A 14792-nucleotide genomic window follows, 5' to 3' on the forward strand; every position below is an offset into this window, starting at 1 on the left:
TCGAAACTATCCGGGGCTCCACTCTTTTGTCATGTCATAACATTTTGGAATCTTCGTTGGATGATGAAGACATACTGGCTTACTTAGGCGACTGCTTCGAGCTGTTGGCTCACGTACTGGTTCAGGCTCTGGTGAGAAAGCGCTGCCTGCTGAACCAAACGACGATGCAATTGCGGTGAAACACGCAAGTTGAATCGTCCCGAGAAGGAACGCAGGGAGAACGGCTCGGGTGCCTCGCGGCCGTCTTCTTCAAGGATTTCGAGGGTATCGGCGACGACTTCTCGAATACCTGCGAATGCTTCGGTCGAGGTGGGTGCCAGGTATGAGAGGCTGGGGAATTCGGCGACGGTTCCGACAAATTCCTGGTCGTCTTCAGACCACTCGACGCGGTAGGTGTAGAGCTCTTGGCGGGGGAGAGTACTAGTCATCGTTATTCTCCAGTTTTCGAATGGCAGTTAGAACCTGCTTGACTTGGTATTTCTTTGCTTTACCGGAGTTTCCCTGTTGAATGTTGACAATAGGGTCACCATGCCAGGGGGTGCTGTAGTAGTGGTGAGAACCGCGGATACGCGGCGCTCCAAAGAAATGGGTGCATACCTTTTGAAGTTGAGTGAAAGTAACGTTTTGAGGGCTGGAGGCCATCTTCGCAACTAAATCTTCAATACTCGGCATACTTTATAGTACCACTTCTAGTACCATTCGGGCTGGTTTAAAACCATAGAGAAAAGCCCCGGATAGTCGAAACTATCCGGGGCTCCACTCTTTTGTTGATGCAGTTCAGAACCAGAACCTTACGGGCGGTTCTCAGGAGCCAGCGACTCCTCAGTAGCAAAAATCAGGGTCTGCTTCTTACCGCGCGCACCCACCGCCGGGGTCTCCAGCAGCAACTCCGCGTTCAGGTCCTCAGCGTCCAGCTTCGCGCCAGCCAGAAGGCGGCTGGTCGCGTCCTGCTTATCCTCACCGGTGATGAGGAAGAACACGTGACGCGAATTATTGATAATCGGCAGGGTCACCGACACGCGCTCAGCCGGCGGCTTCGGCGAATCAGAAACCATCACGGTCACAGCCTTACCGCCCTCAACCGGGTCCTCCGGCAGGCCGGTACCCAGCAGAACCTGCTTACGGCCCGGGAACAGGGAAGCAATATGACCGTCCGGGCCCATGCCCAGCAGGGTGATGTCAAAGACCGGCGCGGGCCACTGGCCGCCACCACCGCAGCCTCCGCCGCCGCATCCGCAACCACCTGCGGGCTCAGCAGCCTCAGCATCAAATTCATCCAGGGTGGTCTCTTCGATGGACTGCTCGGGTGCGGAAGAACCACAACCGCCGCCACCACAACCACAGCCACCGGAGCCGCCGTGCTCATGACCTGCGCCACCACCGTGACCGCCAGCCAGCGGCAATTCGGTTGCGCCCTCGGGCATCTGCACGCTCACAGCCGGTGCAGAACCGGCGTAGTCACGCATCTCAAAGGCGTAGTGCTCAGCTGCAGCTTCCAGGCCGGTAAAAATATCGGACGGACCCATGCGGTGCACATTGCCCACGACCAGGCCGTGCGACAGCAGGGGAGCGAGCAGCACCTCAATAGCCTGACCGTCATTACGTTCGGGGCTACGCTCGGGCACGTAACGCTCATCGGAGAACCAGAAGTGCACGCGGGACCAGTCGATATCCTTCACGCGCTCGTTCTCAGCCCACGCCTTCAAAGTGGCGATACCCATGGTGCCGCCGGTCAGCGAAATGTGGGCAATCGTGCGCTCAGAGAGCACGTGCTCAATGATGTCGAGGATGCGGGTCACCGCGTCCTCTGCGAGAGCGTCGCGGGTCGGGTGCGCCACCAGGGTGGGGGTGGATGCGCCCATGTTCTGAATCTTAGGCATCGAAAACCTCCGGGTATTCTTCGAGGTCCAGCATGTCTTCAGGCTGGCAGGTGTCATCGACGAGGGTTACGGTGCACAGCGCCTGCTTCAGCACGTCACCGTAGGTGTCGTCCGGGTCGAGGCGGCGCAACTCCTCAGAGATGCACTCGGCGAGGGTGCGCACCGGCAGTGCAATCTGCTGGTCGGGTGCGTACGGGGTGGAGATGGTCGCCACGGAAATGCCGGGGCGGAACATCGTCACCGAACCGTCTTCACGCTCAATGCTGACGCGGTACAGGCCACGGTTTGCCGCGCCGATGGTGGCGAGGTGCACGGGCGCTTCAAGCTTCCAACCGAGCCACGTACCGAGCAGCACCACGGACGGGGACTTGCTCGAACCCCACACAACCACGCGGCGCACGGGGGAGGAAGGCATCTGCTCCATGAGCGCTGCCAGCTGGGTGCGCCACAGGGTGAGGCGGGTCCATGCCAGGTCGGTGTCGCCTGCACGGAATACGTCGGTGAGCTTACGCAGCGCTTCCTTCGGGTCGTCGGCGCGTGCAGAGTCGGTAATGCGACGCTGCGCGATACGACCGATGGAGTGCTGTGCCGGGTTCTCGGGCACCGAGTGCGGCCACCAGACCACAATCGGGGAGTCCGGCAGCAGTAGACCGGAGATCAGTGCTTCGGTCGGGCGAGATGCGCTACCCCAGCCGCGCAGAACAATCATCTCGGATGCGCCGGTGTCGCCGCCGAGGTGGATTTCTGCATCCAGCTGGTCGGGGTCGAGCGGATCGTGGGAGATGTGCACAATAATGCGGCTCGGGTGTTCGTGGGAGGCACGAATCGCGGCGCGCATTGCTTCGCGGGAGTGGCCCTTTTCCGCGAGAACAACGAGGGTGAGAACTCGTCCGCTGCTGAGGCTACCGTTGGCGGCAGTCAGGTGGCTCAGTTCCTTGTTGATAGCGGAAACGGTGGTGTTATGCAGGTGCGAGATCACGGGCGCCTCCAAGCGCGGTTGTCACGCTCAAGCATCTCGTGTGCTGAACGCGGACCCCACGAACCGGACTCGTAGGGTTCAGGCTTAATGCGGTTTTCTTCCCAGTACTCTTCGAAGGGGTCGAGGATCTTCCAGGAGAGCTCAACTTCTTCGTGGCGGGGGAACAGCGGCGGCTCGCCGAGCAGAACGTCCAGGATGAGGCGTTCGTAGGCTTCGGGGGACTCTTCGGTGAAGGAGTGGCCGTAGCCGAAGTCCATGTTGACGTCGCGGATTTCCATCTGGGTGCCGGGCACCTTCGCGGAGAATCGGATGGTCATGCCTTCGTCGGGCTGCACGCGGATGACGATGGCGTTCTGGCCGACCTGCGGGTTTTCACGTTCGCCGAAGAGACGGTCGGAGGATTTCTTGAAGACCACGGCGATTTCGGTGACGCGGCGGCCCAGGCGCTTGCCGGCGCGCAGGTAGAAGGGGGTGCCTTCCCAGCGGCGGTTTGCGATGGACACCTTCAGCGCTGCGAAGGTTTCGGTGCGGGAGTCTGCGGGGATGTCGTTTTCGTCGAAGAAGCCGTTGACGTGCTCGCCGCCCTGGTAGCCTGCGGCGTACTGGCCGAGCGCGAAGGAGTTCGGCAGATCGTCAATGCGGAGCGCTTCGAGGACCTTAGCCTTTTCGGCGCGCAGGTGCTTGGCGTCGAGGCTGAGGGGCTCTTCCATGGCGGTGAGGGCGAGCAGCTGCAACAGGTGGTTCTGGATGACGTCGCGGGCTGCACCCACGCCGTCGTAGTAGCCTGCGCGGGAGCCGATGCCGATGTCTTCTGCCATGGTGATCTGGACGTGGTCAACGTAGTTGGAGTTCCAGAGCGGTTCGAACATCTGGTTGGAGAAACGCATCGCCAGGATGTTCTGCACGGTTTCCTTGCCCAGGTAGTGGTCGATTCGGAACACTGCGTCGGGTGGGAAGACTGCCTCCACGATGGAGTTCAGTTCGCGTGCGCTTTCAAGGTTGTGGCCGAAGGGCTTCTCAATGACCACGCGGCGCCAACCGTCTACGGGGTTGATGGTGTCGTTATCGCGGGATGCGAGGTCGTGTTCGGCGAGCTTGGTGAGGACCTGCTCGAATGCCTTCGGGGGGATGGAGAGGTAGAAGGCGTGGTTGCCGTGAGCGCCACGCTCGTCGAGTTCGGCGAGGGTGCTCTTGAGCTGTTCATAGGCTGCGTCGTCGTCAAAGGCACCTACGACGAATCGCATGCCCTGCTGGAACTGGTTCCATACGTCTTCGCGGAAGGGGGTACGGGCGTGTGCTTCAACGGATTCGCGTACGTAGGAACGGAAATCGTCATCGCTCCAGGGGCGGCGGCCGAAGCCGACAAGGCCGAAGCTCGGGGGGAGCAAACCGCGGTTCATGAGGTCATACACTGCCGGAAGCAGCTTCTTGCGGGCCAGGTCACCGGTTACGCCAAAGAAGACGAGCGCGGACGGCCCCGCAATGCGGGTAATGCGGCGGTCGCGAGTGTCCCTGAGGGGGTTCGCTTCATGACCGATAGTCACAATATATTCCTTTGATTGCCTTGGTTGGTTCGTGCGGCGCGCGGTTCGTACCTTGTCGCGCGGAGGCGATGCCGCATTCTGGAAGGTGTGTACCCTGTATTGTACCGGTTTTGACGGGATTGTCTCAGTGGCACCCTAATCCACCGAGATTCCCCGAACGGTGAAGCTCTGGCGGGAACCCCGGCGGATTAGGATGCGGTGCCGCGGTGCGCATCGGGCGGTGCACACCGACAGTGTTTAGTGCCGCGCTATATTTCAGCGGCTGCTGGGGTGCGGCTACTTAGCCTGCTCGAGTGCCTCGCGGACGGTCTGCAGCAGCTCTTCCCAGGAGACGTCGAACTTGGACAGGCCCTCAACCTCGAGCTTCTCCACGACCTCCGGGTAGGAGACGTAAGCGGAGATAGCGTCCAGAACGTTGTTGGACTCGGAGTAGTTCGGCACGATGGTGTTGCCGGTAACCTCGCCGTGGTCGGCAACAGCGTTCAGGGTTGCCTCGGGCATGGTGTTCACGGTGTTGGGTGCGACCAGGCCGGTGACGTACAGGGTGTCCGGCAGCGAGGGGTCCTTCACACCGGTGGATGCCCACAGCGGGCGCTGTACGTTTGCGCCGTGTGCCTGCAGGCGTGCCCAACGCTCGGAGGAGAACATTTCCTCGAACACCTCGTAGGCGAGGCGTGCGTTTGCCAGGCCTGCCTTGCCCTTGAGCTGCACAGCGTCGCCGCCGGCAGCTTCGAGGCGTGCATCGATTTCGGTGTCTACGCGGGAGACGAAGAAGGATGCGACCGAGTGGATGGTGGACAGGTCCTTACCGTTCTCCAGCGCCTGCTCCAGGCCGAGCATGTAGGCGTTGATGACCTCGCGGTAGCGGGTCAGGGAGAAGATCAGGGTTACGTTCACGCTGATGCCAGCAGCCAGGGTCTCCGCGATGGGGCGCAGGCCTTCCTGGGTTGCGGGGATCTTAATCATGACGTTTTCGCGGCCCACGCGCTCGTAGAGTTCACGTGCCATCTTGGCGGTGCCTTCGGCGTCGCGTGCCAGGCGGGGGTCAACCTCGATGGAGACGCGGCCGTCAAAACCGTTGGATGCCTTGTAGACGGGTGCGAACACGTCGCAGGCTGCGCGCACGTCGTCGCAGGTTGCGGCGAAGACTGCCTCTTCAACGCTTGCGCCGGCGGCGGCAAGCTCACGCATCTGCTCAGCGTATGCGGCGCCCTTGGAGAGCGCACCAGCGAAGATGGTGGGGTTGGTGGTCACACCGACGACGTTGTGGGTCTTGATGAGTTCGGCGAGGTTGCCGCTGGTCAGACGCTCACGGGAGAGGTCGTCAAGCCAGATGGAGACACCGGCGTCGGAAAGCTTCTGAGTGGACTCAGACATGTGAAAACCTTCGATTCTTTGTCGAAATTGAAATTTGAGATATCGGCGAAATCTTCTGGGCGGCGGGAGGCTCCGGGTGAGCGGTCAGCCGGAGCCTACCCGTTGCGTCCGCACCCCACCCGTACAGGGGGAGCGCAGTATGCGCGGCGGTTACCGCGGCGTTGTTATTGCCTACTTAGCGGCGTCGATGGATTCCATAGCGGCAGCCACGACAGCCTCCGCGGTGATACCGAATTCGCGGTACAGGGTCTTCGCATCGGCGGATGCACCGAAGTGCTCGATGGACACGGCGCGGCCGGCGGTGCCGAGCAGGTCGTACCAGCTCATCGCCAGGCCAGCCTCGACGGAGACGCGGGCTGCAACCGAGGAGGGCAGAACCGACTCGCGGTACTCTTCGCTCTGCTCGGCGAACCACTCACGCGAAGGCATGGAAACCACGCGGGCGGCGATGCCCTGCTCTGCGAGGGTTGCGCGAGCCTGAACGGCCAGCTCAACCTCGGAACCGGTAGCGATCAGGATGACGTCCGGGGTGCCCTCGGTGTCAGCCATGATGTAGCCGCCGCGTGCGGTGCCCTCAGCGGAAGCGAACTTCTCACCCTCAGCGTCTGCGTGCACGTCTTCACGAGCCCAGACGGGCAGGTTCTGGCGGGAGAGCACGATACCTGCGGGGCGGTCGGACTTCTCCAGGATGGTGCGCCATGCGACGGCGGTTTCGTTTGCGTCCGCGGGGCGAACCACGTCGAAGCCGGGGATAGCGCGCAGGGAGGAGAGGTGCTCGATCGGCTGGTGGGTGGGGCCGTCCTCGCCCACACCAATGGAGTCGTGGGTCCACACGTACAGTGCGGGAACGCCCATCAGCGCGGAGAGGCGAACAGCCGGGCGCTGGTAGTCGGAGAACACGAAGAAGGTGCCCGAGAACGCGCGGGTCGGGGAGGAGAGCACGATGCCGTTGACGATGGCTGCGGCAGCCTGCTCACGAATACCGAAGTGCAGCACGCGACCGTAGGGGTTCGCGGTCCAGTCTTCGGTGCTGTGCGATGCCGGGTTGAAGGACTCTGCACCCTTGATGGTGGTCAGGTTCGAGCCGGCGAGGTCAGCGGAGCCGCCCCACAGTTCGGGGAAGGTGTCAGCGATAGCGTTGATGACGGTGCCGGATGCCGCGCGGGTTGCCACGGAGGTGCCAGCCTCGAACACGGGGAAAGCAGCCTTGTAGTCTGCGGGCAGTTCGCCTGCGACGAGGCGCTTGTACAGTTCGGCGCGCTCGGGGTTAGCCTTGGCCCATGCCTCGAACTTCTCGTCCCATGCCTTGTGCGCTGCGGCGCCGCGCTCGACAAGCTGGCGGGTGTGCGCCAGGACGTTCTCCTCGATGAAGAAGCTCTTGGCGGGATCGAAGCCGAGCAGTTCCTTGGTTGCGGCAACCTCTTCAGCACCGAGCTTGGAGCCGTGCACTGCGCCGGTGTTCTGCTTGGTGGGGGCGGGGTAGCCGATGATGGTGCGTAGCTCAATGAAGGAGGGCTTGTCGGTGACAGCCTTCGCACGCTCAATAGCGGCGTACAGTTCTGCGACGTCCTCAACGTAGTCGCCGGTGCGGGTCCAGTCCACGCGCTGAACGTCCCAGCCGTAGGACTCGTAGCGCTTTGCCACGTCTTCGGTGAAGGCAACGTCGGTGTCTTCTTCAATGGAGATGTGGTTGCGGTCCCACACGACAATCAGGTTGCCGAGCTCCTGGTGACCTGCGAGCGCGCACGCCTCAGCGGTGACGCCTTCCTGCACGTCACCCTCGGAGGCGATGACGTAGACGTGGTGGTCGAAGGGGGAGGTGCCGGGGGCTGCTTCGGGGTCGAACATGCCGCGCATACGGCGCTGTGCGTAGGCGAAACCAACAGCGGATGCCAGGCCCTGGCCGAGCGGGCCGGTGGTGATTTCTACGCCCTTGGTGTGCTTGTATTCGGGGTGGCCGGGGGTGAGGGCACCCCAGGTGCGCAGGGCTTCCAGGTCGCTCATTTCGAGGCCGTAGCCGCCGAGGAACAGCTGAGTGTACAGGGTGAGGGAGGTGTGGCCGGGGGAGAGGATGAAGCGGTCACGGCCTTCCCAGCGGTCGTCGGAGGGATCCTGGTTCATGACCTTCTGGAAGAGCAGGTAGGCGACCGGCGCCAGGCTCATTGCGGTGCCGGGGTGGCCGGATCCGACCTTTTCTACGGCGTCTGCGGCGAGGATACGTGCGGTATCTACGGCGCGCTGGTCGGTTTCTGTCCACTGGAAGTTCTCTGCCACGTGGGTGTCCTTTCACAACGTGAGTGGATGCGCCAGCAGGCTTGTGCTAGCGCGCTGTCCGTCGGGTGTAACGTGCCTTCGGTGGCGCTTATTCCCGCGCCGGTAGGCACCCGGGTAGGTGCGGGGCACACGGGGTGCTGTGCGCGGGGCGTCCGGAGAGTTGTTTCGACCCTTTCGTTTTAACAGGATAGTTCACTGGGCGGAAGTATCCGGTGTGTGAATGCAGACATTCACAGGGTGATACGGGGCTGAGATGGAGAAAAAGCGACGCTACAACGCGGGCTCCGCGGATTTCGCGGTGCACGTTTGAGCTGTGTTTCTGAGCTATGCGCTGAATATTGTTCAGTAACGTAACAATTTTTGTGTAAGTGGTGAAGCTCATGTTAAGGTTGAGCAGGAAGGTTGCAGACCGAAACAGTGGTTGGGTCGGTCTGCATCTCGGTGATTGAAGCCCCTCCTCCGCGTAAGAACCGTCGATTATCTTACTGTGGTGGTGAGATAAAAGGTTCTGGAGGAGAGTGCTTTCTTTTAGTCTCTGACCGTGCACTTTGTGCATGATTGAGGCTAAAGGTTTGTGTTATATGAATGGGCGCCGGATATGGTCGGAAACATATCCGGCGCCCGCCTTTTTAACCTGCAGTTGCTTTAGCTGTATGCGCGAAAAGCGCTGCCTGCCAGGTTGATACTAGTCAGACCACTTGAACTTGCGCGAGGCAATAAACCCAATGACCACGGTCCACACGATGAGTACCCAGTGCGGGTCGGCGAGCCACTGATGCTGAATGAAGTTGCCGCGCAACGCGTCACCCAGAGCCGCCGAGGGCGACCACGCCACGATTCCGGCGTACCAGTCGGGGAAGGACTTGAGCGGGAACACCACGCCGCCGGCACCGGCAAGAATGACCCAGGCAATATTCACGATGGCGAGGGTCGCCTCCGCGCGCACCGTGCCTGCAATGAGTAGGCCTAGTGCTGTAAACGCGCCGGCACCCATGAGCATCGTGATGATGGAGCGAGAGACGGCGATAGCGTCCGGGCGCCAGCCCAGACCGTAGCCGAGCACCGCAACCAGCGTGAACTGAATCGCCACGACCACCAGCACCGCAATGCACTTGCCCATGATCAGACCGTTACGGCCCAGGGGAGTGGTCGCAAGGAATCGCAGCACGCCGTAGCGGCGATCAAAACCGGTGGCAATGCCCTGACCGGACAGCGCCGTAGAAATCACGCAGAGCGCCAGAACGCCGGGGACCGCCGCATCCATGCGGGATACACCGACTGAGTTTGCGTACTCATCAATCAGACCGGTGAACCGCAACGCAATGAGCGCCATGACGGGAAAAATAATGTTGAGCATCAGCTGCTCGCCGTTGCGGAGCATCGCCATGGTCTCGTAGCGGCCCTGCTCAATGACGCGCACGAGCGGGTAGTTCGCGCGCGGGGGAATGTACTCCTCATCTTCGTCAATAGAAGAGACCTTGGGGTGGGTGTCTACGGGGTGTTTTTCCATTCGGTTCCCTTCCGCTCGGTTCTCTTCTACTCGGTTCTCTTCTGCAGGCTTTTCTTCTACTTGGTTTTCTCCAGCCCAGTTGTTGTTAGTGCGTGCGGTGTTGCTCATCGGATATCACGTCCTGAAATGTCGAGGAAGACATCCTCAAGAGTCTTCGGTTCCATGGTGAGAGAAATCGGCATGAGGTAACGTTCGGCGAGCGCCGAGGTGAACGCCGCCAGATGCTCGGGTCGTAGCGCGCCGACCAGCTCATACGCGCCGGGCACGGAGGGTGCGCCGTCACGAGCCGGGGTGTAGGGCGCCTTCTCGATGAGCTCCACACCGGCACGCAGATGCGCGGGTAGCAGTTGCTCACGGGTGGGGGTGGGTGCATCCAGTGTGTACTGCAGGCGGTTTGTGCCGTCGCTGGCGATGAGCTCGGAGACGGTACCTTCCTGAACCGTGGCGCCGTTTTCAATGATGTAGACGTAATCGGCGAGCTTCTGCGCGTCGTCAATCAGGTGCGTGGTGAGCACGATTGCGGTGCCGAGTTCACGCTGTTCACGAATGATGTCGAAGACGACGTTGCGGGATTGCGGGTCCAGGCCCGCGGAGGGCTCGTCGAGGAAGAGCACGTCCGGGCGGCCAATGAGGGCGGCGGCGAGGGAGACGCGCTGCTTCTGACCACCCGAGAGGCGGCGAATCGTGGTGCCGTTGAAAGCATCAATGCCGAGGCGTTCTGCAAGCTCTTCGACCGGGTACGGGTCGGTGTACATGGTCGAAATATGCTCTAGTAGCGGAATGGGGTGCATGGCGTTGGGCAGGCCGCCGTCCTGGAGCATAATGCCGACCTTGGCGCGCAGCTCCGGGTCTGCCTGCAGCGGGTTTTCACCAAGGAGGCGCACGGTACCGCGGGTGGGCTTGAGCAGACCCTGGGCGCAGGCGAGGGTCGTGGTTTTGCCGGCACCGTTAGCTCCGAGCAGGACGACCACTTCACCGGGGAAGACGCGCAGGTTGACCTTGTTGACGGCGCGGTAGAGCCCGCTGGCGGTGAGCCGTTCGGGGTATTGGGTGCGGAATGCGCGTGAGGGTTTGAACTCTTTGATGAGGTCTTTAATGCTGAGCGCCGGTTCTTCGGCGACGATGCGTCGTCGTGCGGTGGGGGAGGCGCTGGGCTCCGTGTGGTGCTCAGTGTGTGCCGTTGGTACGGCGGATGCACGCCCAGGGTGGTCCTGCTGGCCCGCGGTGGTGGTCTCCATAGACAGTCACTTTCGATTTTTTCGCTGATGAGCGTGTGTACCCCTTCATCTTATGCCCTAACTCACGTTTAAAGCACACCCGTAACGACTCAAAAGTTCACCTTAAGGTAGAAAAGTTAGCAAGTAGGAGTACCTAACTAGCCAAAGGAAAACTAATTAGGACATACTTTATTTGTGTATTCCGTGAATAAGACCCCTCAGCGCGCCTCAACGAACGAGGCGCAGACCCGAAACGGCACCCGAACCGCCGCCTCGGGCTCTACTGGTGCTTCCAGTACAAAGTCCTCCGCGGCACGCACATCCAAGCGCAAAGCCGAGGCAGAAGAACGCACCAGGGACCGCGTCCTGCGCGAAGTCCTCAACAATGGCCCCGTATCCGCAGCAACCCTCGGTGAGCTCCTCAGCCTCACTCCCGCAGCGGTACGCCGCCACCTCGACGCCCTCGAATCCAACAACATGATTGAGGTCGCGCCCATCAAAAAGCACGGCGCCGGAGCTGGACGACCCGCCCGCCGCTACGTGATCGCCCCCCAGGGCCACGAACGCCTCGGCAACGACTACCTCATCATCGCCCGCGACGCCCTGCAAATGCTCCGCGACACGGTTGGGCAGGAAGCCCTCGAAGCTTTCGCCTCCGCCCGCGCCGCAGAAATGGAAGCCCGCTACCGACCCGTCGTAGAAGCCGCCGGTGATGACGTGGCAGCCAGAGCGCAGGCGCTCGCAGAGGCAATGAGCAAGGACGGTTTTGTGGCGACCGCTCAGGTCACCGCGCCTCCTGCAGGACGGACCGTTCCCGAGCATTTTCTGGCAAGTATTCAGCTTTGTCAGGGTCACTGCCCGGTACGTGACCTCGCTGGAGACTTCCAAGTGTTCTGCGAGCAGGAAACCGGGATTATTTCTGACCTGCTTGGCGTTGATGTCCGTAGGCTTTCAACCATGGCTTCGGGCGCTCACGTGTGTACCACGCACGTGCCCCTGAACCGCGTCACCGCCGAGGGTGAGAAGAACGCAGAAGAATCCTAGAGAAACCTATTCCTAGAGAAACCTTCCGCGTAACACTTACCGCAGTACCTCGCGGCGCACTCCGATGAACCCCTCAAAGGGTGCGACCCGCACGCTGGAACCCGCCCGCCCCACGCTACGTTAAACGCCGTGGTCGAGCGCGGCATCAGCCCCCTAAACTACCGCGCCTGCAACCGGCAGGTGGCGGAGAGAAATGTAATAACCATCGAAGAAAGGCCGTAATGACTGAGAAAGTTGGGCAGAACGCCAACGACACCGTCATTTCAGAGATCCTGGAGATGAACCCCGAACTCGAGGGCATTGGCAACTACGAGTACGGCTGGGCAGACTCCGACGAAGCAGGCCAGGTAGCAAAGCGCGGCCTGGACGAGGACGTCGTCCGTGACATCTCCGCGAAGAAGAACGAACCCCAGTGGATGCTGGATATGCGTCTGAAGGCGCTGAAGTTCTTCGAGCGTAAGCCCATGCCCACCTGGGGCGCGGATCTTTCCGAAATCGACTTCGACAACATCAAGTACTTCGTGCGCTCGACCGAGGGTCAGGCGGCTTCTTGGGACGAACTGCCCGAGGATATCCGCACCACCTACGAGCGTCTGGGCATTCCCGAGGCGGAGCGTAACTCCCTCGTCGCGGGTGTGGCTGCACAGTACGAGTCTGAGGTCGTGTACCACCAGATCCGTGAGGACCTGGAGAAGCAGGGCGTGATCTTTGTCGACACCGACACCGGTCTGCGCGAATACCCCGAACTGTTCAAGGAATACTTCGGCTCCATCATCCCGATTGGTGACAACAAGTTCTCCGCACTGAACACCGCCGTATGGTCCGGTGGCTCCTTCGTGTACGTTCCCCCGGGAGTTCACGTGGAGATCCCGCTGCAGGCATACTTCCGCATTAACACCGAGAACATGGGCCAGTTCGAACGCACCCTGATCATCGCTGACGAGGGCTCCTACGTTCACTACATTGAGGGTTGCACCGCCCCCATCTACAAGTCCGACTCCCTGCACTCCGCAGTGGTTGAGATTGTGCTGAAGAAGAACGCACGCGTTCGCTACACCACCATCCAGAACTGGTCGAACAATGTCTACAACCTGGTGACCAAGCGTGCGGTTGCGCACGAGGGCGCCACCATGGAATGGGTGGACGGCAACATCGGTTCGAAGGTCACCCAGAAGTACCCGGCTGTTTACATGGTTGGTGAGCACGCTAAGGGTGAGACCCTGTCCATCGCATTCGCGGGTGAGGGTCAGCACCAGGACACCGGTTCGAAGATGGTTCACATTGCACCGAACACCTCCTCGACCATTGTGTCCAAGTCCGTGGCACGTAACGGCGGCCGCAGTGCATACCGTGGCCTGGTTCAGGTTCGTGAGGGCGCTAAGCACTCCAAGTCCTCCGTGGTCTGTGACGCACTGCTGGTGGACACCATCTCCCGCTCCGACACCTACCCCTACGTGGATGTCCGCGAGGACGATGTGACCATGGGTCACGAGGCGACCGTTTCCCGCGTCTCCGAGGACCAGCTGTTCTACCTGATGCAGCGCGGCCTGAGCGAAGAAGAAGCAATGGCGATGATCGTCCGCGGCTTCGTTGAGCCTATCGCCCGTGAGCTGCCGATGGAGTACGCACTCGAACTGAACCGCCTGATCGAACTTCAGATGGAAGGATCTGTGGGCTAATGCCGACCAACGAAGAAACCCTGGGTTACCACTCCCCGATCATCCCCGGCATGGACCAGGAGGGCGAGAAGCTCGCCACCGAGTTCGCCCACGATGACACCCTGTACCGTGCCACCGAGGCACACCACCAGGGCTCCAACCCGAACAACATCCAGAAGGTACTCGAAGCATCCCGTGCAGAGCGTAAGACCTCCTACAACGTGGAGGACTTCGCGCCCCTGACCGGTCGCGAAGAGGACTGGCGCTTCACCCCGCTGAAGCGTCTGGGCGGCCTGCACCTGGAGAAGCTGACCGGCACCGCACCGGCACCGCAGATCACTGCACCCGAGCAGGTTCAGGTTGAGACCGTCTCCCGCGAGGATGCACGCATCGGCTCCGCAGGTATCCCCGAGGACCGTGTGGCAGCGAACGCGTGGTCCAGCTTCACCGAAGCAACCGTGGTGACCATCCCCGCCGAAGCTGAACTGGCTGAGCACGTGGAAATCGACATCACCGGCACCGGCAACGAGGCAGCCGCGCAGCACATCGTGATTGAGGCTAAGCCCTTCTCGAAGGCTGTCGTGGTTCTACGCCACACCGGCTCCACCGTCCTGGCACAGAACGTTGAGTTCGTGGTGAACGACGAGGCTGAGCTGAACGTTGTTTCCGTGCAGCAGTGGGCTGACGACGCAATCCACGCCTCCGCACACTACGCTAAGCTGGGCCGCAACGCACGCTTCAAGCACGTTGTGGTGTCCCTCGGCGGCGACCTGGTGCGCGTGACCCCCTCCACTAAGTTCACCGCTCCCGGCGCTGAGACTGAAATGTACGGCCTGTACTTCGTAGACGCAGGTCAGCACATTGAGTCCCGCCTGTTCGTGGACCACTCCGTACCCAACTGCAAGTCCCGCGTGACCTACAAGGGCGCGCTGCAGGGTAAGGGTGCGCACTCCGTATGGGTTGGTGACGTTCTGATTGGTAAGGATGCAGAAGGCACCGACACCTACGAGCTGAACCGTAACCTGCTGCTGGAAGTTGGCCCCCGCGCCGACTCCGTGCCGAACCTGGAGATTGAGACCGGCCTGATTGAGGGCGCCGGCCACGCATCCACCACCGGTCAGCTCGATGAGCAGCACCTGTGGTACCTGCAGGCTCGCGGTATTCCGGAGGCTGAGGCACGCCGTCTGGTCGTGCGCGGCTTCCTGAACGAGATCATTCAGCAGATTCGTGTTCCCGAACTTGAAGAGCAGCTCACCGAGGCCCTTGAGGCAGAGCTCGCCCTCAGCAACAACTAAGCTTTACCAGGAGA

12 protein-coding genes are annotated in these 14792 nt (G+C 61.3%); 3 read left to right on the top strand and 9 right to left on the bottom strand.

Annotated elements, in window-relative coordinates; genetic code table 11:
- Positions 1–83 precede the first annotated feature (83 nt).
- From HMPREF2765_RS03385 to HMPREF2765_RS03420, 9 genes are all read right to left on the bottom strand, one after another.
- Entirely contained in the window at positions 84–428 is a 345-nt protein-coding gene (locus HMPREF2765_RS03385; protein WP_070604265.1) for a type II toxin-antitoxin system HicB family antitoxin, read from the bottom strand.
- Positions 421–672 carry a toxin HicA gene (locus tag HMPREF2765_RS09050; RefSeq protein ID WP_005506120.1) on the bottom strand — a complete coding sequence of 84 codons (252 nt, stop codon included), beginning with the start codon at positions 670–672 and terminating at the stop codon, positions 421–423. Before HMPREF2765_RS09050 ends, HMPREF2765_RS03385 begins: the two co-directional genes overlap by 8 nt.
- A 119-nt stretch (positions 673–791) precedes the next feature.
- The gene (locus HMPREF2765_RS03390) at positions 792–1880 is read right to left on the bottom strand and encodes a 6-phosphogluconolactonase (protein WP_070604266.1); all 1089 of its coding nucleotides are present in this window, start codon (positions 1878–1880) and stop codon (positions 792–794) included.
- On the bottom strand, positions 1873–2859 hold the full coding sequence (locus tag HMPREF2765_RS03395) for a glucose-6-phosphate dehydrogenase assembly protein OpcA (protein WP_005506118.1): 987 nt from the start codon (positions 2857–2859) through the stop codon (positions 1873–1875). The genes HMPREF2765_RS03390 and HMPREF2765_RS03395 overlap by 8 nt, the downstream gene beginning before the upstream one ends.
- The gene (zwf, locus tag HMPREF2765_RS03400) at positions 2856–4403 is read right to left on the bottom strand and encodes a glucose-6-phosphate dehydrogenase (protein ID WP_070604267.1); all 1548 of its coding nucleotides are present in this window, start codon (positions 4401–4403) and stop codon (positions 2856–2858) included. Before zwf ends, HMPREF2765_RS03395 begins: the two co-directional genes overlap by 4 nt.
- A gap of 276 nt (positions 4404–4679) precedes the next feature.
- Positions 4680–5780, bottom strand: coding sequence for a transaldolase (gene tal / locus HMPREF2765_RS03405; protein WP_070604268.1), 1101 nt, complete (start codon positions 5778–5780; stop codon positions 4680–4682).
- Positions 5781–5951: 171 nt separating this feature from the next.
- Entirely contained in the window at positions 5952–8054 is a 2103-nt protein-coding gene (gene tkt, locus HMPREF2765_RS03410) for a transketolase (RefSeq protein ID WP_070604269.1), read from the bottom strand.
- A gap of 685 nt (positions 8055–8739) precedes the next feature.
- Complete coding sequence (locus tag HMPREF2765_RS03415; RefSeq protein ID WP_070604270.1) at positions 8740–9672, bottom strand: ABC transporter permease; 933 nt, start codon at positions 9670–9672, stop codon at positions 8740–8742.
- Complete coding sequence (locus tag HMPREF2765_RS03420) at positions 9669–10802, bottom strand: ABC transporter ATP-binding protein (protein WP_070604271.1); 1134 nt, start codon at positions 10800–10802, stop codon at positions 9669–9671. Before HMPREF2765_RS03420 ends, HMPREF2765_RS03415 begins: the two co-directional genes overlap by 4 nt.
- Before the next feature lie 174 nt (positions 10803–10976).
- Here HMPREF2765_RS03420 and HMPREF2765_RS03425 point away from each other — a divergent pair, with 174 nt between their 5' ends.
- The 3 genes from HMPREF2765_RS03425 (at position 10977) to sufD (ending at position 14778) form a co-directional block, all read left to right on the top strand.
- Positions 10977–11825 carry a helix-turn-helix transcriptional regulator gene (locus HMPREF2765_RS03425; RefSeq protein ID WP_049327159.1) on the top strand — a complete coding sequence of 283 codons (849 nt, stop codon included), beginning with the start codon at positions 10977–10979 and terminating at the stop codon, positions 11823–11825.
- A 221-nt stretch (positions 11826–12046) separates the two neighbouring features.
- A complete protein-coding gene (gene sufB, locus HMPREF2765_RS03430) occupies positions 12047–13504 on the top strand; it encodes a Fe-S cluster assembly protein SufB (RefSeq protein ID WP_049327160.1) in 1458 nt (485 codons plus the stop codon).
- A complete protein-coding gene (gene sufD, locus HMPREF2765_RS03435) occupies positions 13504–14778 on the top strand; it encodes a Fe-S cluster assembly protein SufD (RefSeq protein WP_049337646.1) in 1275 nt (424 codons plus the stop codon). Before sufB ends, sufD begins: the two co-directional genes overlap by 1 nt.
- The last annotated feature ends 14 nt before the right edge of the window (positions 14779–14792 follow it).

The organism is Rothia sp. HMSC062H08 (assembly GCF_001810775.1).
GTDB lineage: Bacteria > Actinomycetota > Actinomycetes > Actinomycetales > Micrococcaceae > Rothia.